The following is a 26482-nucleotide window of genomic DNA, read 5'->3' as shown; positions in this document are numbered from 1 at the left end:
AAATCAAAGACAAGAGTTTTTTGTTTCGTTTTTTGCGCTCAAAAAATGAAAAAAGATTTCTTGAAATGACAGAAAATGTGTTAAAAAGTGTTAAATTCTTGTATCGGTGTATATCCAAAATGACACTTTTCTGTATCGGTTGTGTATCCGCGCTGTATCCATTCTGTATCCATTGTATATGCGTTCCGTATGGTTTGTTCGAGGTTCGTGTATCGATGTTGAGTTGTAAAATGTATTATGTATTAAGTAAAATGTACAGATGAGATGTTAGATTTTAGTATTGAGATTTGAGAGTTGTACGATGTAAAAAGTACAATGTATTATGTATTTGAAAAAGGATTAGAAAATGTCATATGATTTGGAGGCGAGTGTCAAAAAGTTGAAGAAAATGGTTAAAATGTTTTACTATTTACGTAGCAAATGATTTAAAATATTGAATGACTGAAACTAATTTTGACCGTCGAAAATCAAAGACTTGATGTTTTGTAACTTTTGCATTAAGGTAAAAGTTTGAAGAAAAAAATGATAAATAAAGAAAAGACATTTCGATACTATTTTCTTTTTCTATGAAACGAAAATCACTCAATGTGACAGCAAGAAAGAAAAACACGTAAAACGTTAAGCGTATCACGTAAACCGTAAAAACAAACCCCTTTCCTAAAAACAAAGTTGGCGCAATGTACAGGAAAAGTAGTGGCTTTTAAAACTAATGTTGAATTAAAAAACTAATGTAAAATCATGAAAGAGTAAACAGATTCACACTCTATCCCCCGAAGACAACACAAAGAGTATAAATGATCTTCATAAAATGATTAGTGTTAATTTTTTTCATTTATTAATGTAATTTTTAAAACTTGTCGGAGGGGGATATTTTAAGAGGGAAATAGTATAAACAGGCACGCGCGCGCGAAAAAATAGAGATGAAATTCTAAATTGAATTTACGATAATAATAAAATGATTATATGTTCATTTTTATTCATGAGTTATTATTTTATTACGTTCATTTTTATTCATGAGTTATTATTGTTTTTAAATGAATTCATATGCCCTTCGGGGAAGTCTTGACACAAAAACATTTGAGATTAAGAGGAGAAGCTCCAGTGGAGCTTAGGTAAAATTGTTACAAGTCGGTCAATAACGGCTACTCGCTAAATGCTTTAGAACATTCGCATATGAAATGCGAACATAAATCATTTTAACGCTCTTTACGCCTAATTGACACTCGACTTTTCAGCAATGACCGTTTCTAAACTCGTTGTTAAAAGTGAATTTGAGTATATAAATAAGAATTAAAAATCCGACGATTTAGAATCGAAATGTAATTCAACTCTAAATTATTGGAATAAAAAAAGTTGGAGTGTTTGAGTGGAGTGAGTTGCCAACTTTATGGAAATAATTTATTTAGTTGAATCATTGAGAGACTACTGTCGGCATCTTTTTTTGTTTCGTTTTTTTGGATGCTCTTCCCCGAAGGGCATATGAATACCGACAATAAAAATAGATAAGTAATGAATAAAAAAATGAAAGGAAGAAATTTTTCGACAAGCTAAGAATACCAACGAGATGAGATTCTGAGACAAGCCCAGAATGACAAAATTTGTTGTTAAAAAGTGAACTTGAGTATTAATAAGAATAAAAACGTAAAACGTTAAGCGTATAACGTAAAAAAACAAAACCCCTTTTCCCAAAAACAAAGTTGGCGCGATGTACAGGAAAAGGAGTGGCTTTTAAAACAAATGTTGAATTAAAAAACTTATGTAAAATTATGAAAAAATTTTACTTCAAACTCAGTAGGCAGTCATTTACTGTATTATTGGGATTGTTTTGTGCAACACCCTTGTTAGCACAAACAGGTAAAACCGTTACTGGAACGGTAAAAGAACTACAAGTCCCGCTAGTGGGCGTAATGGTAAAAGAGGAGGGAACCGATAATTCCACCTTTACCGATGATAATGGACAGTATTCGTTGATTTTACAACAAGATAATGCTAAACTAATTTTTGAGCAATTGGATTTCCCTATTCGAGAAGAAGAGGTATTGAATAGAAGCGTGATCAATGTACGTTTCACAAAAGAAGTGGAGGAGGGGATTCAGCTGAAAGATGTGGTGATTAATGCAGGATATTATGCTGTAAAAGACAAAGAACGAACAGGATCTATTGCACGTGTTACAGCTAAGGAAATTGAAAATCAGCCTGTGAATAATGTACTTTCTGCCATACAAGGACGGATGGCTGGTGTGAGTATTATACAAAACTCTGGAAATGCAGGTGGTGGGTTTGATATCCAAATTAGAGGTCGAAATAGCCTAAGACGAGAAGGAAACGAACCACTTTATATTGTAGATGGTGTTCCTTTTGGAAGTGGAAATACAACAAGTGTAGGGCTGTCGTCTGGTATTCTACCTTATGGGGAATCTAATCCTCTTAATTTTCTGAATCCAAAAGAAATAGAAAGTATAGAAATCTTAAAAGATGCCGATGCTACTGCTATTTATGGCTCACGTGGAGCCAATGGAGTGGTACTGATTACAACTAAAAAAGGGAAAAGTGGAAAACTAAATATCACCTATAGTTCAGATTACACAGTTGGTAAAGTAATGAATCGATTAAGATTAATGAATACGTCTGATTATTTAGCAATGAGAAGAACAGCATTTGAAAACGATGGAATTAAAACTTATCCAGCCAATGCCTATGATATAAATGGAAGATGGGATGAAAATTCGTCAACCAATTGGTTTAACGAATTAGTAGGGCACATTTCTTCTAAAAACAATAACCAATTAAGTATAAACGCAGCCTCAGATCAATTTCAATTTTTAATGAGTATGGGACATTTTGAAGCAACAACTGTTTATCCAGAACCATTTCGATTAAAAAAGACTACTGCTTTAATAAGTTTAAATTACACTTCTCCTAATCAACGATTTTCTATTGGTTACAAAGGTAATTTAAGTAGATCTGTCAATAAATTACCTTCTACCGATTTGTTTTCAAGTGTTATAAGCTTAGCCCCGAATGCCCCAAATTTATACAATGAACAAGGTGAACTGAATTGGCAAAACAATACGTTTGTAAATCCATTAGCTGCACTCAGAAGCTATTATACTAGTAATGGTGATATGATGAATCATGCTATTTTGAATTCAATTCAATTAATTGAAGGATTAAGTTTAGTGAATAATATAGGGATTTATTATAGTCAATCAATAGAAAATCGGGTAAGTCCATCTACGATATACAACCCAAATTATAATTATGGGAGTGAACGATCTAACGTATTACGATACGATCAGAAAGTTATGTCGTATAACATAGAACCACGATTAGAGTACAATAAAAGTATAAATCAACATCATTTTACAAATCTTGTTGGATTAACATTTCAACACAGACAAACAAATGGATTAGGAATTTCGGCTTCTAATTTTTTGAGTAACTCATTGTTAAACGATTTATCTTCTGCTAGTGTAAAAACAATTAGTGCACAACCTATCATAGATTATACCTATCAATCTGTTTACGGTAGATTTGGATATAACTACCAATCCAAATACTTTATAAACTTAACTGGTCGTCGTGATGGATCAAGTCGTTTTGGACAAAATTTTAAATATGGGAATTTTGGTGCAATTGGAGCAGCTTGGATTTTTTCAAAAGAAAACTTTCTCAACGAATCATCTTGGTTAAGTTTCGGAAAAATAAGAGGTAGTTATGGGATTACAGGTAATGATTTGATTGGTGATTATCAATACTTGGATACCTATGTTACAAAGGCAAGAACGTACGATCAGGTTACAGGATTAGAGCCAAATAGTTTGTACAATCCTAATTTTAGTTGGGAAAAAAATAAGAAATTAGAATTCGCTCTTGACTTATCTTTTTTTAGAGATAGAATAGGATTTTCATTTGCATGGTATAGAAATGTATCTGGAAATCAATTGGTCGGAATCCCTTTACCAGGAACAACAGGTTTTTCATCCATTCAATCTAATTTACCTGCAAAAGTAGAGAACAAAGGAATTGAAATTGAACTTTCAGCAAAACCATTGCAAAACGCTATTCAATGGAAAACAGCCTTGAATCTATCATTTCCACAAAATAAATTAGTGTCATTTCCCGATTTAGAAGGTTCTACTTATGCCAATACTTATGTTATTGGTGAACCCATTACAATTAAAAAATTATACGAATGGACAGGTATAGACCCAATAACTGGATTACATACATTCAAAGATTTTAATCAAGACGGAAAAATAAATACTGAAGATAAGCAGGTTATTAAAAATGTGGGTGTAAAATGGTTTGGAGGATGGTCAAATCAAGTGCAGTATAAAAACGTTGGACTTGATGTACTGTTTCAATTCGTGAAACAAAATAGTATCAATTATATCGCTCAGAGTTTCATTCCAGGAAGTTTAACCAATCAACCGATAGAGTTTCTAGATGCTTATTCACCGAATAATCCATCAGCCAAGTATCAACGATACAGTACTGGAAGCCAAACGCTCGCTTCGCAAGCCTATAATAATTTTAAACAAAGTGATCAATCGGTAAGTGATGGTTCTTATATCCGTTTAAAGAATATTTCCATTTCCTATCAATTTAAAATTGCAAACACTTCTTCTCTAAAATTGTTTCTCAACGGACAAAATTTATGGACGCTAACCAATTATTTTGGTGCTGATCCCGAATTTGTTTTATCAGGGTATTTGCCACCTCTGAAAGAATATACACTTGGATTACAATTAAACTTTTAACATTATGAAATCAATTTTTATACACTTAAAACAAGGATTAATCGCTTTAATTCTTTTGACAAGTTGCGACAACTTCTTAGATCTTGATACACCAAATACTCAACTTGTAAGCGCAGAAGTATTTGAAGATAAAAAAACGACAGATGCTGCATTGTTAAATATCTATGCAAGCTTAAGAGATAACGGATTATTAACTGGTAATAATTCTGGTATGACGTATTTATTGGGGTTATACACAGATGAACTCGACTTATATTCCATCAATTTACTTGGTCAAAAAGAGTTTTATGAACATACGCTATCCACTCGAAATGAATTGGTGTTGACTAGCTGGAACACAAGTTATAATCAAATATATCGATTAAATGCATTGATAGAGGGGGTAGAAAAAAGTACATTATTAGAAAATCAATACAAACAAACAGTATTAGCAGAAGCCTATACAATGCGTGGAATGTTGCACATGTATTTGACTCAATTGTTTGGCGAAATCCCATACATCACAACGACAGATTATTTGCAAAATAAACTTGTTCATAAAACACCAGAAAAGGAAATTTATGAAAGAATAGAGCAAGATTATTTAGTAGCAGAAGAATTGTTTTTGAAAGGAACGAAAAACACATCTAAAACACGGTTAAATCTTACATCGTTAAAAACTTTAAAAGCTAAATACTATGCACAAACCAAACAATGGGAAAAAGCCAAACAGCATGCAAATGATGTTATTCAAACGGCTGGTGTTACATTAGAACAAGATCTTAGCAAAGAATTTTTGAAAGAAAGTAAATCTATTCTATGGTGTTTTTCGCCTCATTTAGCAACTGGAAATTCCTTGGAAGCAGATGTTTTTATGTTAAATGCTCTACCACCAGCTTTTGTAAGTTTAAAACCCACTTTCGTCAACTCTTTCGAGAATGGAGATCAAAGAAAAGAAATTTGGATAAAGAAATTAAATAACAATCAGGGTACTTGGTATCAACCATACAAATACAAAGCGCCCAATGCTTCGTCAACAGTTAATGTAGAGAATAGTGTGGTACTTCGATTAGCTGAATTGTATTTGATACGTGCAGAAGCTAATTTTCAGCTTTCCAATTTTAGAGAAGCTGAAAATGATTTAAACCTTATTCGTAAAAGAGCCAATTTACCTATGCTTTCTAATTTATCTCAACATGACTTAGAGCAAGCGATTTTAGATGAATATAAACATGAACTATTTACAGAATATGGACATCGTTTTTTTGATTTGAAACGATGGAATCGATTAAATGAATTACAAAATAGTATACCAACTTGGAAACCATTTATGGAAAAATTGCCTTTACCAGAAAAGGAGATTTTATTGAATAATAATTTAAAACCCCAAAATGATGGCTATTAGATTTATATTAAGCTTTTATATCTGTTTAATTTCAATTTATATTTCTGGTCAACAACAGAAATTAGATTCATTGGAAACTTATTTTAATCAATTTTATACCGTTGAATTTGTAGATGCAAACAATGAAAATATATTATTTACTAAAAATAAAAACCATGAATTGCCTGTCTATTATTTGAAAAATAATAAAAAAGCAGATGAAATACGACTTGGTAGAATAATGAATTATCATTGGTTGAGTGATAAGTATTTTTTATATGATGAAAAAAATGAAGGTCTTGTACTATATAACATCCAAAGTCAAAATAAAAAAACAATTCCGCATTATAAGAAAATGATTGAAACTTTTAATAAGCAATTTTTTGTAGCGAAAAAAGAAGGTAATACGCTTTACATTAATACAATAAATAATGGAGAATTAGGAAATGAAATAAAGTTTATTGATGTAATAGATTACAAATGGGAAAATGATAAATTAGTAATTGAAAAAACAAATCATACCATTGATGTGTATGAATTGAATAAAAATATTAATCTTCTTTTTCAAATAGATGGTGTTAAGTACCAGTCATTAAGATGGAATGAATTCAATCAATATGACTACATTAAACAAGAAGGAGAAGATTTATTTTATGTAAAAAGTAATGGGACAAAGGTTAAATTACTTCATGACTTAAATAAGAGTATAAATCTTAAGATTATTAATGAAGACAATAATTTACTCATTTTAGAAAATACATTTCAATCTGATTATACTTTAAAAAAATCAGAAGAAGTAGAAATTTGGGATACCTCTGATGATCAAATTATTATTCAAAAACCGAAGAGTCAAAAAGAATTGATTTTTATTCAATTGAATAATGGAGAGGTGAAAAACAGAATTTCTCTAACGGACGTCAATTACGAATTTTTAGGAACGCAATATCTACTTTTATTCGACAAGAATAGATACAGAAGTTATCGTCATTTACGGGATCATGTTGATGTTAAGTTAATAGATCTAGAAACAATGAATCAAAAGCTAATAGTTGAAGATTTTGACGATTACAACAGAAATAAATTAATACTTTCTGATCACAATAAATTTATCTATTTCAAAGAAAATAATTGGTGGATATATGATGTATTAGAAGATAAAAAGAAAAGTTTGACCACTTCAATAAAAGCTGGTTTCTCCGTTGATGATTATTTTAAGAATGAAGCTTTTCAGCCAGCTAAATTTTATGATAATTCACGTGTTTTTTTAACAGCTAAAGAAGGGATATGGGAATATAATCTTCATACAAAAAAGCTGAAGCAATTAATTCAATCTACAAAACAAACGGGTACTTTTACGTTTTTAATAACTAGAAATAAAGCTAAAAATCAAGTAGATGAAACCATTTATTTGCAATCTTTAAACGAAAATAATCAGTACAAAATTTATAAATGTTGTGATCGATTAAATGAAATTTATAACACATCGCAAGATGTTAAGAAAGTTTCGTTAAAAAATAAGAATTTGTATGTAATAGAGCAAGGTTATTTAAAATCTCCTCGTATTGTTCAAATAGATGAGAAGAATAAAGCAACCATTCGGGTTGAAGCAGTTAATTCGATTGTTCAAAAACGTCGTTTTCAAGAAATAAAATCTATTATAAATGGGAAATCAGTAAAAGCAATATTGTATTATCCGTTTGATTATGATACAACCAAATATTATCCGATGATTGTCCATATCTACCAAAAGCAATCACATTTAGTGAATGATTTTCAATTGCCAGAAGTAAGTTCAGCTAATGGTTTCAATACTGATTTTTATACATCACAAGGCTATTTTGTCTTACTACCAGATATCATAGTCGATTTAGATCAACCAGGCGAATCAGCACTACAATGTACAGTTGAGGCAACCAATCAAGCATTAAAAGAAGCCAATATTGATAGAGATAAAATTGGATTAATAGGCCATTCTTATGGTGGTTTTGAGGTAAATTATATCGTAAATCGTACGAATATGTTTAAAGCCGCTGTTAGTGGCTCAGGTGTTTCTGATATTGTAAATTGGTACTTTTCGATGGATTGGAATAAATCAAAACCACAATTTTGGAGATTTGAGGATGAGTTTTTTAAAATGAGTTCAATGTTTTATGATTCAAAAGAAAATTATTTAAAACAATCTCCTTTACTCCAATTAGAAAACCTACATACACCTGTATTAATATGGACTGGAAAAGAAGATTATCATGTCAATTGGGAACAAAGTGTTAGCATGTATTTAGCAATGAGACTTTTAAAAAAAGAAGGAAAGTTGTTATTATATCCGAATGAAAAGCATGTGATTATGAATCCATCAAAGGCAAAAGATTTAAATCAGAGGATTATAAATTGGTTCGATTTTTATTTAAAAAACACTGAAATAGAGTGGATTAAAAATAAGAGACAGCTGTAAAAGCTGTCTCCTTTTATAAATTATTAATTTGTTTTTTCAAATAATTGAACATTACAAGCTGTTCCCGAAATTTCATCCATTCCGTAAAGATGTACACCTGGCTGGTAAGTACATAAATTACCTATAACATTGCTACATTCAAAATCTTCAACCAATGTACATGGCTGTTCTTGATCGATACGATAAATCGGATCTCCAGGATCCCATCCAGCTTTCTTCGCCTGATTTGTAGCGAAAGCAGCACCAGTCCCCATTAATACAATGACAGCTGGTAAAATAATTTGTTTTAAATTTTTCATTTTAATGTGAATTTTAGTTTTGCCTACTTTTTTACAGGTTTTCGGCTTTTCCTGTTTTAAACTGATCGGTTATAGCCGGCTTTAGTTTATAAACAATCAATTCGTTTCCAATTAGTGCATAAAAATGAGAATCAGTCACTAAAAAATCAGAAAGTTTGTTTTCTTCGCGATGTTGTACAGTAAAACTTCCGATATAATGCCTACGATCTGTTCGGTACGCATCTATTACATCCACTTGTTTCCACTGTTTTGGGGATTCAAATTTTCCCATTAGCTTAGAGATATTAAACAAGAGATGTCGATGTGCAACCATTTTTTTATTCACTAAAAGTGGAGGAGCGCTCATTTTATTTTTTCCATCCGATAGATGGCTAACTTCAATTTTTGCTTGATAAGTAGTATCAATCGTATTTAGTTTGTGTTTGATGTGTAAATCTTGATCCATAACAATAAATTGATTGCGGTAGTAATAAGTATAAACCAGTTCATCTGAATATGAATCAAAAACTAACAATCCATCTGTATCAAAAACACCATCAATTTGTTTTTCGAGTACAGTTGAAAACAACTTTACTTTGGGCTCTTTGTTTAAGTTTAAAAGACCCAAAACTTGTGTTTTCGTTGTGCTACTTTGAGTACGAATAGCAAATTTGGTAGAATCAATTACAATCAATTGATTGAAAAAAGCATCATTCAAACTGATGGTTTCTGCATGTAAATTGGTTAATTTTCCTTTATAAATAACAGGAACTGTTCCGTCGTACAAATAAAAGTCACCATTTTTGACACGCATCATAATGGATTTAAAAGGATGATCTTTATAGTCCAAATCAATCTTTTTGGAAATGATTTGATCTGTATTGGTATCAACACTCGTTAAAACAAGTGGAGCAGTATAATTTCCTAAATACAGCATATTATTTTCATATCCTGCAAAATAATAGGAATTAGCGCCTAGATCAATCGCTTTTTCTTCGATAATTGGGTGTTGTAAATACCTTCTGGTAAAATTATTTTCTTGTTTGATGATGTGTTCAGACGTAAGAAATAGCATAATAACACTTCCAACTGAAACAATAGAAATAGTAAAGAAGGTAACAAATAGTTTCCGTTTACTTTTTTGAAACGTTAATAATTCACCTAAGTAAATGGCAATTACAGCTAATCCAACAAAAACGAGATTGAAAATCAAATGTTCTGTCCATCCAAGTTTCTCTAGAATTCCTCCACAAGAACATGGGACAAAATCACTGTAATTAATAATCAGATAGATATAACCTGTAAACGCGAGCATCAAACCATAAGAAGCATACAACCCAATTTGTTGTGTTCGCTTGATACAAAGCAATAATACAATTAGAATTTCCACAATAATTACGGCGTAAGAAATAAATCCTGCGTAAGCACTTAGTAATGGTGATTGTGCCAATTGAATTTGAAAATTCTCAAAATCCATTAGTTTACTCACAGCTGCATAAATAAACAAAACGATAAATAGGTAGCAGATGAGCGTTTGTATAAACGGTGCAATTTTTCTCATCTTTTAGTAGTTTTAATTCTTAAAAAATAACTTTCTAACATCTAACATCAGTTTTCATCTTCATCAATATTTCTCATATAGGGATCTTTATCACGAGGAGGATCGTTTTTAGAAGATATACTATCCTTAATATTATCTTTCAAAGAAGAAGTAATACGTTCTGAATGAATCGGGGTGTCAATTAGAATATTTTCATCTTCTATACAGCTATTGAATACAAAACACCCAAGTACAATTAAATAAAAAGATTTCATAGTTTCTCATTTTTAAAGTTTGTACCGAAATTAGGTTCAGCACAAAAAATAGGAGGTATGTTAATGCGTCAAAAACATAAAATGCCTGTCTAATTTATAAATTCATACACTCCAATTTTTAAGAAAACCGAAAAAATCATCAAGCAGAATTCATTTTCAGCTTCTTATTATCGTCAGTCAGAGTGGCGCTTGCAAAACGTTGTATCGAAGACTTAGACGATAATAATGAATGACAAAAACCATTGTTAAAAGTGAATTTGAATATAGAAAAAGAATAAAGAACTGGCATTAAAACTCTCACGTTAAGAAAATGTTTGAATGCAACGTTAAAAAGGTTTTAGCCCGTAGGGTTTTTAAAATCTTTAGTGGAATGAGAACATTTTTAGTAAAGAGGTTTACAGCCTTGACTTGCTTGTGCTGAGCCTTCCGAAGTATTGGTTACTTTTTAGTCTGTTCCCCGAAGGGCATATGAATGCAAATAATTAAAATAGATAAGGAATGAATAAAAAAGTGACATTAATGAAAAGGAATACCTGAGCCACACCGTGGCTCCTCCTCTTAATTTCAAATGTTTTTGTGTCAAGACTTCCCCAAAGGGCATATGAATTCATTTAAAAACAATAATAACTCATGAATAAAAATGAACATATAATTATTAATCAACTTTTAACAATTTTACCTAAGCTCCACTGGAGCTTCTCCTCTTAATCTCAAATTTTTAATTTCAAATGTTTTTGTGTCAAGACTTCCCCAAAGGGTACATGAATTCGTTTAAAATAGAATTAACAAAAACATTAATAAAAATGAAAATAAGATTCTTCGACAAGACCAGAATGACAATATCTGTTGTTAAAAGTGAATTTGAATTTAGAAAAAGAATAAAGAACTGGCATTAAAACTCTCACGTTAAGAAAATGTTTGAATGTAACGTTAAAAAGTTTTTAGCCCGTAGGGTTTGTAAAAAGTTTAGTGGAATGAGAACATTTTTAGTAGAGAGGTTTACAGCCTTGACTTTTTGGTTACTTTTTAGTCAAGTAAAAAGTGACATTAATGAAAAGGAATACCTGAGCCACACCGTGGCTCCTCCTCTTAATCTCAAATTTTTAATTTCAAATGTTTTTGTATCAAAACTTCCCCGAAGAGCATATGAATTCAATATTCATAAAATAATATAGTTCATGAATAAAAAATGAAAAAAGAAGAGATTCTTCGACAACCCCAGAATCACAAAATCCATCACGAAAGAGAACGAAGAAATTAATAAGAAAAAACAAACAAACCTTACTTCAAAATTTTAATTTTGCTTACCACATTACCACATTACCACATTACCACATTACCACATTACCACATTACCACATTACCACATTACCACATACTCCCAACATCAAGGCAAGATGAAGGCAAGATGAAGGCAAGATGAAGGCAACATAGTGGCAGTAGAGTGGCAATAAAGTTGAGGTAATAAAAAAGAGAAGTAAAACTTCTCTTTTTTATTCATCATTTAAGTTTCTTTGAAGTAATCGATTAGACTTATTTGTTCAAAGACATTCAAAACTAGAGATATTTATAGAACAACAAAGATTACAACAAGTACATTTTATAAAAAGAATGTATAATTTATAAATTGTACACTTTTAAACGATTAAGTACTTAATAAACGATTTACGATATAAAATAAAGTATTTTAGTAGTAATCAATAAATCTATACCATGAAAAGAGTTGTAATTTGCACATGCATACTCTTACTACTTCCGCTTATAATAATGGCTAATCAAGTTGATTCATTAGCTTTAAAAGATAATGCCTATTTAATCGAAAGATTGGATGAATTAATACATGAAAAGACTCATCCAAATGCGATGCTATATGTGCAAGCCTATATTAGAAATGCTAAAAAACAAAACGATAAGCTAAATTTGTTTTACGCCTATAAAGAAGGAGTCTTTTTTTCAAGTCATTTAAATACTCAAATAGAATATGCAGATAGTGCGATAATTACTGCCCGGAAATTAAAAAATAAAGATTTAATAGCAACAGCTTTATTATCAAAAGGATTAGCGTATTACAAAGCAAAATATTATAGAGACGCGTTGCAAAATTACTTAAATGCTGATCAGGAGTTAAAATATTCAAAAGACCAATATTTATTACATAAAGTAACATTTAACATGGCGATGATTAAAATAAAATTACATCAATATAACCAAGCAGAAGAATTGTTACTTAAATGTAAAAACTTTTTCCAAACAAAACCAGAGAATAAAGACTACCAAGCTTATTTATTAAATTCTATTTATCAATTAGCATGTCTCCATCAAGAAGTTGGTAACAAAGCAAAAGCGAAAGAATTTAATCAATTAGGATTAAATAAAAGCAAACTTGATAATAACGAGTATTTTTTAAGGTATTTTACAATAAATAAAGCTATTGATGAGTTTTTAAATGATCAATTTGAGACGGCTATTCATATATTATCGACTAAAGAAGATATTTTAATAAAAACGAATGATTTTAATACACTAACCAAAATCTATTACTACAAAGCAAAGGGATTTGATAAATTGAATAATCAACAACATAAAATAATATATTTTAACAAAATAGATAGTATTTTCAATAAATTCAACTTCTTAGAAATTAAATACAGACCAATATACGAAAACATTTTAGATGAGGCATTAGCAGCTTCTGATACGAGCAGACAGTTATATATTGTCAATCAATTACTAAAAATGGATGAGTTAAATTATAAGTTAGATGCAGAAATGATACAAGTGGTGTACAAAGAATACGACACAGTGCAATTACTTAAATTAAAGGAAAAAATATTGAATAAATCTCAAAAATTATATTACGTATTGGCTACGTCTTTTACTGGAATTATAGTATTGATCGTAGGAATTGTAAAAACGAGAAATAAAAACAAACGGTTAATAGAAAAGTTCAATTTGTTTATAGAAGAATCAGCTCAATCAAGTTACACAGAACGGAGACTATCGATTAAAGATGAAGAGGATTTGAACAAAGAGGCATTTGAAAGTTTACTATTAAAATTTGAAGAATTTGAACAAAATAAAGAATTTTTAAACCCTAATATAACAGTGGTAAGTTTAGCAAAATCTTTTTCAACGAATACCACTTATTTATCAAAATGTGTCAATCAGTACAAAGGAATTAATTTTTCATCGTACATCAATCGGTTGAGAATAAAATTTATTACTGATTTATTACAAGAACAGCCACAATACCATAATTATAGTGTAGGGGCATTAGGAGAAATAGCAGGTTATATGAATCCAAGACAATTTTCAAATGTTTTTTACAGTGAAACAGGATTGCGTCCCTTAGATTTTATTAAAATTCAAAAACAAAAAAATAAAGAAAGTACATAATGGTATATTAGTGTAATACATTGACATACAAGTGCTAAAAAAGACTTGGCTATTGTTTTAAACATATTGCTGTTGCAACTTTACAAAACCATTGCGCAATGGAGATCAATGTTTAATTAAAAATTTAAAAAAATGGCAAAGCAAAAAGGCTTTTTAAAACTTAGAGGTTCAATCGGAGATTTAAACTTCTACAAATCAAAAGATGGTTATATGGTAAGAGAAAAAAGTTCTATAGACCGTAATACCATAATGAGTGATCCGCGTTTTCAGCGTACCAGAGAAAATATGCAAGAATTTAAGAATGCAGGTACTGCTGGAAAAACACTACGAAACGCATTCAATGCGATCATAAAAAATGCAAAAGACAGCAAATTATCAAGTCGTCTCACAAAAGTAATGCATGGTATCCTAAAAGAAGATACTACAAATGCTCGTGGACAAAGAAATGTACACAAAGGAAATCAATTACTGATGAAAGGCTTTGATTTTAATGCAGGTGCAGCGTGGTTGAAAACGGTATTAATTCCTGTACAAGTAGATATAGAACGTACTTCTGGTGAAACAAAATTTACATTAGAAGCATACAAACCCTTAGATGTGATAATAGCACCACAAGGAGCTACCAATTACCGATTTGTAGCAGCTTCTACAGAAATTGATTTTGAGAAGAACGAATACATTACCAAAACATCGTATACCGATTATTATCCATACGATGAGGTAGAAGTGAATGATGTAGAATTATTGAACAATCTTCCTCCAAATTCAGAACATACAATCGCTTTAGCAATTGGAATCGAATTCTACCAAGAGGTGAATACCGTTTTGTATCCATTAAAAAATGGAAGTTTTAATGCAGCACATTTAATCGAAATCAATTTACCATGATGACAATTGTAGTAGAACGAATGTATTATCCGAATGGTACAAATGGTAGCTTATTCATCAACGATAAGTTTATTTGTTATACGATCGAGTTACCATGGAAGGAGAACGAACCCCGCAATTCATGTATACCAGAAGGATGTTATGCAATCCAAAAGAGAAGCTCACCAAAATTTGGTCAACATTTTCTGATTACAAATGTACCCAATCGTTCATTGATTTTGATTCATCCTGCCAATCATGCAAAAACTGAATTACAAGGATGTATAGCTCCAGTAACCATATTAACAGGTGAAGGGAGAGGAGAGTTATCAAGAAAAGCATTTACAAAACTTAAAACTCTAGTAAATGATAAACTTGATCGTGATCAAAAAGTAAGTTTAAGGATTAAAAGTAAACAACATGACAATTATTAATCGCTTTACAGCACCTACACCTAAATTATTCCAACAACTACGAAATATAGGATTAACCTTAGCTGCAATTGGAGGTGTATTAATTGCTGCTCCTATAGCATTACCAGCAACATTAGTGACGATAGGAGGTTATTTGACCGTAGCAGGAGGAGTAATATCAGCTGTCAGTCAATTGACGGTAAACGACAAAAACCAAAGTAATGATGATGAATAATAGTAATACATCGTTAATTGTTGGAACAATAGGAGGAACAATGACAAGTTTGGTAGCGACCATTCAATGGGAACAACTTGTTTATACGATTTGTATGGGAATAGTAGGAGCAATATGCAGTTATGGAACATCATACTTACTGCATAAGAAAAACAACCCTTACGACGAAGACTAAGTGTTTGATTACAAGTAAGATTTGGAAATCTTATTTTATTGATGTAAATTTTAACAACATTCATTTAAGTTTCATTGAGGTAATGCTAATTATTACAGAAATGAAAAATAACGAATTACAAAGAATGGTGATTTATCCGAAAGATGTATCAATTATTACGGGAAAGGGGTATAGGCAAAGTCTACGCTTACTCAATAGAGCAAAGCAGATAATCGGTAAAGAGAAAAATGACTTCCTAACTTTTGACGAATTTTTGATTGCTTTTAAGATGAAATCGTAAAACCAAAAATGAAAAAGGTTCTCAATTTTTTAATTGAAAACCTTTTTCTATATAACATAATTTTTAATAAGTATTATTTCCCAATACAAAACTTGCCAAATATCGTCCCTAATATATCTTGATCCACATCTATTTCACCTGTAATATGTCCCAAATACCTTAAAGCTTCACGGATATCCATTGCTAACAAATCCCCAGGAAGTCCCATGTCCATTCCTTGTTTGATCTTTCCAATTTGAGAAAGTGTGTTTTGTAATGCTTCTAAGTGACGAGAGTTCGTAACGATTGTGTCATCCTGATTTGTTCCTTTCAATTTGATTTGATGAATCAGATTTTCTTTCAATGCTTCGATATTATATTGATCTTTAGCTGAAATTTCTAAATGAACAACATCTTTAAACTCTTGTTTGATAGCATCAGAAATAGCTGATTCGTTATTGTTTACATCAATTTTATTGGCAACATTAAACAAGATTTTTCCTCTACGTTGCAAATCATCTAACTGATTCGCAATTTGATTATCAGCAGTTATATTGGCATCATACAAATAGATGATAATAGAAGCATTGTCTATTTTTTCGAATGTTTTTTCAATTCCAATCCGTTCTATCGTATCGCCAGCTTCTCGAATTCCAGCTGTATCAATAAAACGGAACCCAACACCGTCAATATAAATGGTTTCTTCAATGGTATCACGAGTTGTTCCTTCAATATCCGAAACAATAGCACGTTCTTCGTTTAATAATGCATTTAATAAAGTAGATTTTCCTGCATTTGGCGCACCAACAATAGCTACTGGTACTCCATTTTTGATAACATTTCCAAAAGCAAAAGAATCAGCTAAACGTTTTAAGATGGATTGTAATTTATTCAATAAATCATAAAATTGTGTACGATCTGCAAATTCAACATCTTCTTCAGAAAAATCCAATTCTAATTCCATCAAAGCTGCAAAATTGATCATTTGTTCTCTTAAATCTTTGATTTGATTAGAGAATCCTCCACGCATTTGTTTGATAGCAATTTCGTGCGAAGCCTTAGAATCCGAAGAAATAAGATCAGCAACAGCTTCTGCTTGTGTTAAATCCATTTTACCATTCCAAAAGGCTCTGAAAGTATATTCACCTGGATTGGCATTTCGAATGCCTATTTTATTTAAAAGTTCTAAAACTTTTTGCTGAATATAAATCGATCCATGTGTCGAAATTTCTACGACATCTTCACCTGTATATGAATGAGGATTTTTAAATATTGAGAATAATGCTTCGTCAACAATGGTATCTCCATCCATCACATAACCCAAATGTATGGTATGAGAAGAAGCGTCATTCAAAGATTTAGTTGAATTAAATTTTGATTGATAAATCTGAGCAACTTTAGAAATTGATTCTGGTCCAGAAATACGAATAACCGCTATAGCGCCCATTCCATTGGCAGTTGCCAATGCACAAATTGTATCGTTGTTTAGCATAAGGCAAATTTACAACATAATAAGTTGTTGGAAAATTATAATTTATATGATAATTTTTTAAAATGTAAAAATATTTACTGTTAATATATTAATACTTAAAAAGGGATGTTTTTTAACCTGAACTAATTACTGCTACATCTGATGCTATTAGGAAAGAATTTGAGGATCATGAAATTAAAATTTTTAGTCAAATGGTTTTAATCCTATGATTCTAAATTATCATCAACTTATAAAAAATTAGATTTTGATAGATAATTGGCACACTTTTAGTATTTCTTTTAGAAATTGGAATTTATAATGTCATCAAAGAAAAATTATGCTACAAAAAGAGGTTTTGGAATTGGTAATTTTAGAATTAAATTTGTAGATGTACTTATTGTAATATCTATTTTGGTATTACTTGTAGTAGTATTTAAATAAAAAAAAAGCTTCTTATAAATTAAGAAGCTTTTTTTTATTTTTTAATTTGAGTTATAACTTGCTCTCACAGTAATTTGAGCCGTTTTCTGACGTGATGTTGTATTAAATGATCCACCAGCAGAATACTCTTCATTATCATTTTTACCTGTTATCTGAAAAATACCCAAATCGGCTTGTTTTAATTTTCCTAAACTAGTGCCAGATTTTGTAGCAATATTTTCTGCACGTTGTTTTGCATTTTCAGAAGCTTGTGCAATCAATTCAAGTTTTAAATCTTCTAATTTCGAGTAATAATAATTTGGATTAGATGAACTCAATTCGATGCCTTGGCTAATTAATGTAGAGATTTCGCGCGAAGCTTTTTCTATTTTATCCAATTCTTTCGATTCGATTGTTGCGTCTTGAGATAGATTATAACCAGTAAATTGACTAATCGAATTTCCGTTTGCATCTGTTCCGTACTGAAAATCTTTTGAAATATTTACCGCTTCAAAAACAATTTCTTTTGGATTGATTCCTTGCGAAATCAAAAAGTTTTTGACAACCGTTTGATCAGCTTTTAATTGATCCGAAGCAATGCGCAAATCATAATCTTTGCGACTAAAAGTTGCACGCCATTTGACTAAATCAGCATTAAAATCTTTCAAAGCATTTCCAGTAACATTGATCGATTCAGAACTTCTGAATTTGTATTTGTAAGCGTTTCCTAATATACATGTTGCAGCAATTAACCCAACGGCTAAAATAGATGCTACAATAACTGAAAATTTATTCATAGTAATTTGGTTTTCAGTAAATGTACAAAAAATATTAAAGATGTATTTCACTAAAAATAGTGAAATTAAGCAATCAAAATAGGAAATTCTTGATCGATGATAAAGATGATTAAATTACCTTCTGAATAATCAATTGTAACCACATCTTCATTGGCTTTGTTGCGAGTTCCTATACGAGAAAGTAAATTTAAATCTTCATTATTCAATGGATATTCCAAGCCTTTTGTGACAATGTTTTTACATTCAGGAAAGGGGAGAAGCGAAATTGTTCGTCCAAAATAGCCTTCTAATTTCGTTTGTTTTTCTGCGAAAAAATATTGACTATAATTATCGTAAAATAAAATATTGATTTGATCTTTGAAACGATAAGCCGCATTCAAATTTCCAATAAAATGATCTTGTTGACGACCACTTGCTCCAAAAACATCAACCTGTTCAAAACCTTTGTTCAAAATGATTTGTAAGGCTTTTGCAAAATCTGTGTCATTTTGATCAGGAGTAGAAATAACTTCTATTTCAGGAGGAAACTGACTGATTTCAAAAGAATCAAAATCGCCCGAAATAACATCGGGCGTTATATGTAATTTTTGTAAATAATGAAATGCACCATCTGTACAAAAAATCATATCATAATTTGATGTATCAGGCAGAATAGTAGGGATTTCGCCATTCAAAAATAAAAGTGCTTTTTTATTCACCTGGAATCCATTTTACTTCTTCGTGATTATTGTCTGTGGCAATTTTTCGACCTAAAACAAATAAATAATCAGAAAGACGATTCAAATATTTTTGTAATTCTGGACGAATTTCTTCTTCTTCGGCCAAACCAACTGTCAAACGTTCGGCACGACGACAAATACAACGCGCAACATGTGCATGAGAAGCTGGTTGATTTCCACCTGGAAGAATAAAATGTGTCAATTGTTCCAATTGTCCTTCCAAATCATCAATCCATTCCTCTAATTGTACAATATCTTCTTCAGTAACGGTTTTCGGAATACGAGGTTTACCATTTGCCAAGTATAATTTATCGACTGGTGTAGCTAATTCAGCACCAAGATTGAATAAACCTTTTTGGATGATGATAATTTCTTCCTCTAATGCTGGATCAATTTCATATGAACGAATTAATCCTAAATAAGAATTTAATTCGTCAACTGTTCCGTAAGAATCAATCTTTAAACTATTTTTAGAGACACGTGTTCCTCCATATAAACCTGTTGTTCCTTTGTCTCCTGTTTTTGTATATACTTTCATGTGATTTCAACTTATAATTATCGAAGATAAGAAAATCTTAAATATTTTTTGGTAAAAGTGGCTTAGTAAAAAAGTGATATCCGATACCTACGATAACTAAAATAACTGTGGTGATTATCCAAAGTATATTAAAACCATAATCGGTAGCAATGTGAGTTCCTAAAAATGGCGAAACAATAAAGGCAATTGCAGCTGTCATTCCGTTCAATCCCATATAAGCTCCTCGGTTATTTTTTTGCGAACGAAAAGCTGTTACCGTTGACATCAAAGGTAAAACAAGCATTTCTCCAATAGACATTAGTCCAATTGCTAAATATAACATACCTAATGTGTGACTAAATGTGAAGATAAAATAACTAATTGCTGTGACAAATGAACCAAAAACTAAAAGTTGAGTAACTGAAAATCGTTTTTCGGTGTAATGGATCAATAACATTTCGAATACAACAATGATTATTCCACTGAATCCCATTAATAATCCAATTTCTGTTTGTGTTAAATGAACTACATCTTTGTAAAATAATGGAAGTGTATTTAGGATTTGGAAAAATGCAATAGAGAATAATACACAAAACAGATTGAATACTAAGAAAGGTGTATCAGTGTATGCATTACGTTCTTTTTCGACAACTGTTTTATCAGAAATATTTTCTGTAGCAGCATTTCGTTCTTTTCGTCCATTGAAAAAGACAAAGAATACAATTCCAGCAACCAAAGCAGCTCCTGCATTGCAATAGAATAATAAATCGTACGAATAATTAGATAAAAAACCTCCCATTGATGGACCAATTGAGAAACCTAAATTAACCGCCATTCTATTCAACGAAAAAGCACGAGTGATATTTTCTTTCTTTGCATAACGCGTGATGGCAACTGAGTTTGCAGGACGAAACATTTCGCTAATAATACTCAAAACAAGCATAATAACAGCAAAAGATTCTACCGTTTTAAAATAAGGTAAAATCAAAAACATCGGAGCACTCAGAAATAAACTGATGGCTTGTACTTTAAAGTTTCCGATTTTATCTGTTATCCAACCTCCAAGCCAAGAACCAATTACAGAACCAACTCCAAAACAACTCAAAACTATTCCCGAGTTTTCTAAAGAAAATCCTAATTCGGAGATCATATAAATTCCTAAAAATGGTAAAACCATCGAACCCATTCGGTTCAACAACATTACGATGGCTAACATCCAAGATTCTTTCGAAAGTCCGCTGTAAGCGTCAATGTAAATTTTTAGAATTTTTTTCATCTCTCAATTTTCTTTTAAGTGCTACAAATTTAAGTTCTTTTTTTTCAAAAAAATGGTTATTTATCAAGGTTTCTGATATTCTTTGATTACTTTTGAAACCTCTTAAAAATAAATCTTACATCTATGTTGTTTTACAATTTCATTCTTAAGGTTTTAATTGTCATAAATGGGCTTGGAGCGGCGTCTGGATTAGTGGTTGATAAACACCATGTTTACACGATTTCCGATGATAAAGCACATTTGTACGTTTACAATAAAAAGAAAAAAGAAGTGGATAAAGTTGATTTGAATCCAGAAGTAAAATCAAAACATATCACTAAAAAAGATAAACCAGATTTTGAAGCGATTACAAAATTTGACAATCATTTGTACATTCTTGGATCGGGCTCTAAAGAAAATCGTTTCGATTTGATTTCATATAACATCAAAACCAAAGAGGTACAAAACGATAATTATAGTTTTCTTTTGGATGAATTTTTAAAGGTTTCAAATTTATCTAAAAAAGATTTTAACATCGAAGGAATTATTACAGATGGACATTGTACATATTTTTTCAACAGAGGAAATGGTCCTGCTGGCGTAAACGGAATTTATAGAGTGGGAGGCAAGATAAATGATTTGAGAGGGAAAACAATTGATTTTTTTCCAATCACTTTGCCTAAAATTAACAATGAAACCACTACTTTTTCAGATGCTATTTTAGTAGATGGAAAAGTTTTGTTTACAGCAACAGTAGAATCTAAAAGTACAACTCAGTTTAATGGAGAAATAAAAGGTTCTATTATTGGCGAATTAGATTTGGTTGCGATGGAAGTTACGCGTTGGCAAAAAATTTCTGATGATAAGAAAATCGAAGGTTTAGCGTTGTATAAAGAATCTGGAAAGAATTATACCTTGTATTTGTGCGAAGATAATGATGATGACTCCAATAAAGCGTCAATTTACATCTACAAATACCAAAAGGAAATCTAATTTTTTGAATAAAGAATTTCGAAATACGGACATCGATTTTCGATTTATTCTTAAAAAATTGTGAAAGTATTTTCAAGACTATTATATTTGTCCGTCAAAATTTATTTATCAATTAAACATTATGCGAGGAAGATGGCTCATTGCAGCATTTGCAATTATTTTAAGTCTCTTGTGTATCAGACAACTAAGTTATACTTGGTACACAACTAAAGTGGAGCATGAGGCGGCGCGCTTGGCGAGTAAGCCAGAAGACGAACCAAGAATTTTAGATAGCTTGGCTCAGCATCCTCTTGATTTGGGAATTATTAAGTACGATTATGGGTATGCCAAAAACAATGAAATCAATTTAGGATTAGATTTGAAAGGTGGTATCAACGTAATTTTACAAGTTTCTGAAAGAGATTTAATCGAGAATTTATCAGCGAAAAGTCAAAACCCTATGTTGACAACGGCTTTGGACGCTACAGATAAAGCTCAAAAAACAAACGGTAACGTACCTTATGTCGAATTATTTTTTCAAGAATTTGATAAAATAAAAGGAGGAACAAAATACGCAGCTGCAGATTTGTTTGGAAACAAAAACAATGCGGATAAAATTGCGTACAATGCTTCTGACGATCAGGTAAAAGAAGTAATCCGTAAAGATATCGAAGCTAAAGTTGCAACAGCTTATGATGTAATTAGCTCTCGTATTAATCAATTTGGTGTTGTTGAGCCAGTAATTCAACGTTTAGGTGATAAAGGTGATGGACGTATCTTGGTAGAATTACCAGGTGTTTCTGACACTGACCGTGTAAAAAAATTATTACAATCTACAGCAAAATTAGAGTTTTGGCAAGTTGTTCGTCAAGATCCTACTGTTTTACAATACTTTTCTAGCGTTAATACAGAAAAATATAATGTAAAAAATGAGAAAGGACAAACAATCAAAACTTTAGCAGAAGTTATGCAACCGGCTGGTTCTAACGCAAGTTTTGTTGTTAATGTAAAAGATACAGCTGTTGTAAATCGTGTGATGCAAGACAAAGGTTTTGTACCTGGATTACCAGCAAACATTAGAGGATATAAATACTCTTGGGCGAATAAGCCAATGAATTTAGGTAAACAAGCAAATGATAAATCTGCTCCTAAATTATTAGAGTTTTATGTCTTAAAAGGTAAAAATGGAACGCAAGAACCATTAATCGAAGGAGATAAAGTAGTTTCGGCTGCTGGTGAGCGTAACCCTGGTTCTATTACAAATGAGCCTGTTGTTACAATGCAAATGAATCAAGTCGGAGCACAAGAGTGGTCTCGTATTACAGACGAGTTGAAACCTGCAGGTCCTGGACAACCAGGTCAAGGTGTTGCAATTGTGTTAGACAATATGGTATATTCTGCGCCAAATATCAGTAATCAAATTACAGGAGGTAACTCTGTTATTTCTGGAAACTTTACAATTGATGAAGCAAAAGATTTAGCAAACATTTTACAAGCAGGTTCTTTACCAGCTTCATCTAAAATCGTTTCTGCAGAGGTTGTTGGTCCATCATTAGGACAAGAAGCAATTAACAGTTCGTTAATCGCTTTCGGTTGTGCATTTGCATTGGTATTAATCTGGATGGTATTTTACTACAGCCGTGCAGGTATCTATGCTAACGTTGCTTTAATCATTAACTTATTATTCTTATTAGGATTCTTAGTATCGCTAAAAGCTACATTATCTTTACCAGGTATTGCCGGGATTATCTTGACATTGGTAACAGGAATGGACGCGAATATCTTGATTTACGAACGTGTAAAAGAAGAATTAAGAAAAGGAAAATCATTACGTCAAGCAGTAGATTTCGCTTATTCATGGAAAGGAGCTTTCTCTGCAATTATTGATGCCAACTCGACATCATTTATCACAGCATTAATTTTATTCTTCTTTGGTAAAGGTCCTGTTGTAGGTTTCGCAACAACGTTTATGATTGGTATTTTTACATCAACATTTACAGCGATTTTTATTACACGTTACTTTGTAGAAGGACGTTTAGCAAAAGGAAAATCTGTTCCTTTTTATACATCATTTACAGCGCACTGGTTACAAAATATTAAAGTTGACTTATTAAAAACAAGAAAAATCTCTTATGCGATTTCAATTGTTTTAACAGTCGTTGCTTTAATTTCTATTTTCACAAAAGGATTTGATATGGGTATCGAATTCCAAGGTGGACGTACATATACAGTTCGTTTTGATAAACATGTAGATCCTCAACAAATTTCTGAAAGTTTGGGTGATGTTTTCGTGTTAGATGGTGAAAAAATGATACCACAGGTGAAAACGTATGGTGGTCAAAATCAAGTAAAAATTACAACAGCATACAAGGCTGACGAAGATGGAACAAATGTAGATGATGAGATTAAAGACAAATTATATGCAGGTCTTAAATCTTATTTACCAGCGAATATGTCTGAAAAAGATTTCTCTGAAGATAATGCTACAATTGGTTTAATGTCTTCTGCAAAAGTAGGTCCTACAATTGCCGATGATACAACAAGAGCTTCTTACATAGCGGTTTCTTTAGCATTAGTTGCAATTTTCTTCTACTTAATCGTGATGTTCAAACGTTGGCAATTCTCATTATCAACTATCATTGCTTTAGCGCATGACGTGGTTATTGTGTTAGGAGTTTTCTCTTTATTCAAAGGAATTTTACCTTTCAACATGGAGATCGACCAAGCGTTTATCGCGGCGATTTTGACGGTAATTGGTTATTCGATGAATGACTCGATTATTATCTTGGATCGTATTCGTGAGAATTTAACAGTTGAGAAAAACCACAACTTGTACGATATTATTAATATTTCTACTTCAGAAACATTATCACGTACAATTAATACGTCTTTATCAACGTTCTTAATCGTATTAATCATTTTTGCATTTGGTGGAGAATCAATCAAAGGATTTATGTTTGCGAAATTAATCGGTATCGTAATTGGTACATTCTCGTCTATTTTCGTTGCATCTCCTTTATTGTACGACTTTACTAAAAAAGGTCAAATGAATAAATAAGATTCAAATTTTAAATAAATTTTAAGAAAGCCATCAAAGAAATTTGATGGCTTTTTTTCTTCTACTAAATTTAGATTTTATACATTTGTTTAGTGAATAGTTTAGTAATATACCCAGCGTTTTTAGACTTCCAGGAAGTCGTGATTATTATGGTGGTTGCTGTAGTGATTTTTGGACCAGATAAAATTCCAGAAATTGCTCGTGGTTTGGGAACTGCTGTGCGCAAATTAAAAGAAGCATCTGAAGATATCAAGCAAGAGATTATGAATCCTGTTCAGGATGTTGATCCTACAAAAGAGATTCAGAATACCATAAAAGAGTTAAATCCAATGAATGAAGTCAAAGATTCTTTTGCGAAAATTAATCCAATGGAAGATTTTCAGAAATCATTTGATGAAGTTCGTAATCCAGTAGATGAAATGCATCAAGCTATTCATCAAGACAATACAGTAAATGCAGCGTTGAAAGATGATGCACCAACTATGAAAGCTGTAGATCCTGTACAGGATTTGGAATTGGATGTGCAAGAAACAACAGAACCCGTTATAGAAAATGTGGTTGAGCCAATTGTGGAAGAACCTGCGGTTGTTGTAGAACCAAAATCTGTAGACGAAGCATTAGGTTTAGGCGGATCAGTAAGTAGGTAATGATACAAGATTATTTTGATTGGGACGTACAAATATTTTTGTATTTCAATAATTTAGGGAATGAAAAATGGGATTGGTTTTGGTTATTAGTAACCGATAAAAAAACATGGATTCCGTTGTATGTCATCTTTCTCATCTTACTTTATGTAAAACTTGGTTGGAAAAAAACCTTATTGGCTGGAGTTTGTATTGCACTGATGATAGCGTGTGCAGATCAATTTACAAATATCTTGAAAAATTCTTTTCAACGTTTTCGTCCATGTTACACCGAGTCGATTCAAGGATTATTTCGCCCGATAGATTGCGAGGGTAGAGGTAGATACGGTTTTACTTCGGCGCATGCATCTAATCATATGGCGATTGCAATTTTTATTGGAATACTTTTGAGACGCTATTACAAATGGTTACTTTATATCTTAATTGTTTGGGCGTTAATGGTTGCTTACAGTAGAGTTTATGTCGGGGTACATTTCACAGGAGATATATTTTTCGGAACACTAATCGGAATATTTTTCTCGATTCTTTTCTTGAAATTGTATTATTTCTTAGAAAAAAAATATTTGAAGAAGAATTAGATTCATAATAAATAAATACAAAAAAAGTCTATAAC

20 protein-coding genes are annotated in these 26482 nt (G+C 31.4%); 12 read left to right on the top strand and 8 right to left on the bottom strand.

The window, feature by feature from the left end:
• The first annotated feature begins 1766 nt into the window (after positions 1-1766).
• The 3 genes from B3I31_RS08005 to B3I31_RS07995 are packed head-to-tail and all read left to right on the top strand — an operon-like array spanning position 1767 to position 8578.
• Positions 1767-4763, top strand: coding sequence for a SusC/RagA family TonB-linked outer membrane protein (locus B3I31_RS08005; protein WP_291087902.1), 2997 nt, complete (start codon positions 1767-1769; stop codon positions 4761-4763).
• Between the two features lie 4 nt (positions 4764-4767).
• Positions 4768-6147 (top strand): RagB/SusD family nutrient uptake outer membrane protein, encoded by a 1380-nt coding sequence (locus B3I31_RS08000; protein ID WP_291087899.1) that lies wholly within the window; start codon positions 4768-4770, stop codon positions 6145-6147.
• The gene (locus tag B3I31_RS07995; RefSeq protein ID WP_291087896.1) at positions 6134-8578 is read left to right on the top strand and encodes an alpha/beta hydrolase family protein; all 2445 of its coding nucleotides are present in this window, start codon (positions 6134-6136) and stop codon (positions 8576-8578) included. Before B3I31_RS08000 ends, B3I31_RS07995 begins: the two co-directional genes overlap by 14 nt.
• Before the next feature lie 23 nt (positions 8579-8601).
• Here B3I31_RS07995 and B3I31_RS07990 read toward each other — a convergent pair whose 3' ends face one another.
• The 3 genes from B3I31_RS07990 to B3I31_RS07980 are packed head-to-tail and all read right to left on the bottom strand — an operon-like array spanning position 8602 to position 10671.
• The gene (locus B3I31_RS07990) at positions 8602-8877 is read right to left on the bottom strand and encodes a DUF6520 family protein (protein ID WP_280062949.1); all 276 of its coding nucleotides are present in this window, start codon (positions 8875-8877) and stop codon (positions 8602-8604) included.
• Positions 8878-8908: 31 nt separating this feature from the next.
• Positions 8909-10417, bottom strand: coding sequence for a DoxX family protein (locus B3I31_RS07985; RefSeq protein ID WP_291059609.1), 1509 nt, complete (start codon positions 10415-10417; stop codon positions 8909-8911).
• 47 nt (positions 10418-10464) lie between these two features.
• The gene (locus tag B3I31_RS07980; protein WP_291059611.1) at positions 10465-10671 is read right to left on the bottom strand and encodes a hypothetical protein; all 207 of its coding nucleotides are present in this window, start codon (positions 10669-10671) and stop codon (positions 10465-10467) included.
• Between the two features lie 1767 nt (positions 10672-12438).
• On the opposite strand from B3I31_RS07980, the gene B3I31_RS07975 reads away from it, so the two are divergent.
• The 5 genes from B3I31_RS07975 to B3I31_RS07955 all read left to right on the top strand — a co-directional run bounded on the left by B3I31_RS07975 (position 12439) and on the right by B3I31_RS07955 (position 16037).
• Positions 12439-14067 carry a helix-turn-helix domain-containing protein gene (locus tag B3I31_RS07975; protein WP_291087893.1) on the top strand — a complete coding sequence of 543 codons (1629 nt, stop codon included), beginning with the start codon at positions 12439-12441 and terminating at the stop codon, positions 14065-14067.
• Positions 14068-14199: 132 nt separating this feature from the next.
• Positions 14200-14955, top strand: coding sequence for a hypothetical protein (locus B3I31_RS07970; protein WP_221854679.1), 756 nt, complete (start codon positions 14200-14202; stop codon positions 14953-14955).
• Positions 14952-15368, top strand: a complete 417-nt coding sequence (locus B3I31_RS07965; RefSeq protein WP_306822320.1) for a DUF5675 family protein — start codon at positions 14952-14954, stop codon at positions 15366-15368. The genes B3I31_RS07970 and B3I31_RS07965 overlap by 4 nt, the downstream gene beginning before the upstream one ends.
• Positions 15355-15582: a hypothetical protein gene (locus B3I31_RS07960; RefSeq protein ID WP_115000470.1), complete on the top strand. Its 228-nt coding sequence runs from the start codon at positions 15355-15357 to the stop codon at positions 15580-15582. Before B3I31_RS07965 ends, B3I31_RS07960 begins: the two co-directional genes overlap by 14 nt.
• Before the next feature lie 275 nt (positions 15583-15857).
• On the top strand, positions 15858-16037 hold the full coding sequence (locus B3I31_RS07955; RefSeq protein ID WP_291087890.1) for a hypothetical protein: 180 nt from the start codon (positions 15858-15860) through the stop codon (positions 16035-16037).
• Between the two features lie 73 nt (positions 16038-16110).
• Here the strand turns inward: B3I31_RS07955 and mnmE are convergent, their stop codons facing one another.
• The 5 genes from mnmE to B3I31_RS07930 all read right to left on the bottom strand — a co-directional run bounded on the left by mnmE (position 16111) and on the right by B3I31_RS07930 (position 21216).
• On the bottom strand, positions 16111-17508 hold the full coding sequence (gene mnmE / locus B3I31_RS07950; protein ID WP_291087887.1) for a tRNA uridine-5-carboxymethylaminomethyl(34) synthesis GTPase MnmE: 1398 nt from the start codon (positions 17506-17508) through the stop codon (positions 16111-16113).
• Between the two features lie 461 nt (positions 17509-17969).
• Positions 17970-18704 (bottom strand): SIMPL domain-containing protein, encoded by a 735-nt coding sequence (locus B3I31_RS07945; protein ID WP_115000467.1) that lies wholly within the window; start codon positions 18702-18704, stop codon positions 17970-17972.
• Between the two features lie 65 nt (positions 18705-18769).
• Positions 18770-19402: a thiamine diphosphokinase gene (locus B3I31_RS07940; RefSeq protein WP_291071300.1), complete on the bottom strand. Its 633-nt coding sequence runs from the start codon at positions 19400-19402 to the stop codon at positions 18770-18772.
• Positions 19395-19961: a cob(I)yrinic acid a,c-diamide adenosyltransferase gene (locus B3I31_RS07935; protein ID WP_291071302.1), complete on the bottom strand. Its 567-nt coding sequence runs from the start codon at positions 19959-19961 to the stop codon at positions 19395-19397. Before B3I31_RS07935 ends, B3I31_RS07940 begins: the two co-directional genes overlap by 8 nt.
• A 37-nt stretch (positions 19962-19998) precedes the next feature.
• Entirely contained in the window at positions 19999-21216 is a 1218-nt protein-coding gene (locus tag B3I31_RS07930) for an MDR family MFS transporter (RefSeq protein WP_291087884.1), read from the bottom strand.
• 123 nt (positions 21217-21339) lie between these two features.
• Between B3I31_RS07930 and B3I31_RS07925 the strand changes: the two genes are divergently transcribed.
• The 4 genes from B3I31_RS07925 (at position 21340) to B3I31_RS07910 (ending at position 26447) form a co-directional block, all read left to right on the top strand.
• A complete protein-coding gene (locus tag B3I31_RS07925) occupies positions 21340-22188 on the top strand; it encodes a DUF6929 family protein (RefSeq protein WP_291087881.1) in 849 nt (282 codons plus the stop codon).
• Positions 22189-22309: 121 nt separating this feature from the next.
• Positions 22310-25225 (top strand): protein translocase subunit SecD, encoded by a 2916-nt coding sequence (gene secD / locus B3I31_RS07920; RefSeq protein ID WP_291087878.1) that lies wholly within the window; start codon positions 22310-22312, stop codon positions 25223-25225.
• A gap of 92 nt (positions 25226-25317) precedes the next feature.
• On the top strand, positions 25318-25872 hold the full coding sequence (locus tag B3I31_RS07915) for a twin-arginine translocase TatA/TatE family subunit (protein ID WP_236688155.1): 555 nt from the start codon (positions 25318-25320) through the stop codon (positions 25870-25872).
• Positions 25872-26447 (top strand): phosphatase PAP2 family protein, encoded by a 576-nt coding sequence (locus B3I31_RS07910; protein ID WP_125350689.1) that lies wholly within the window; start codon positions 25872-25874, stop codon positions 26445-26447. Before B3I31_RS07915 ends, B3I31_RS07910 begins: the two co-directional genes overlap by 1 nt.
• Positions 26448-26482: the final 35 nt, after the last annotated feature.

The organism is Empedobacter sp. UBA3475, assembly GCF_002378465.1.
Taxonomy (GTDB): Bacteria; Bacteroidota; Bacteroidia; order Flavobacteriales; family Weeksellaceae; genus Empedobacter; species Empedobacter falsenii_B.
This window is presented reverse-complemented; position numbering and strand designations above follow the sequence as displayed.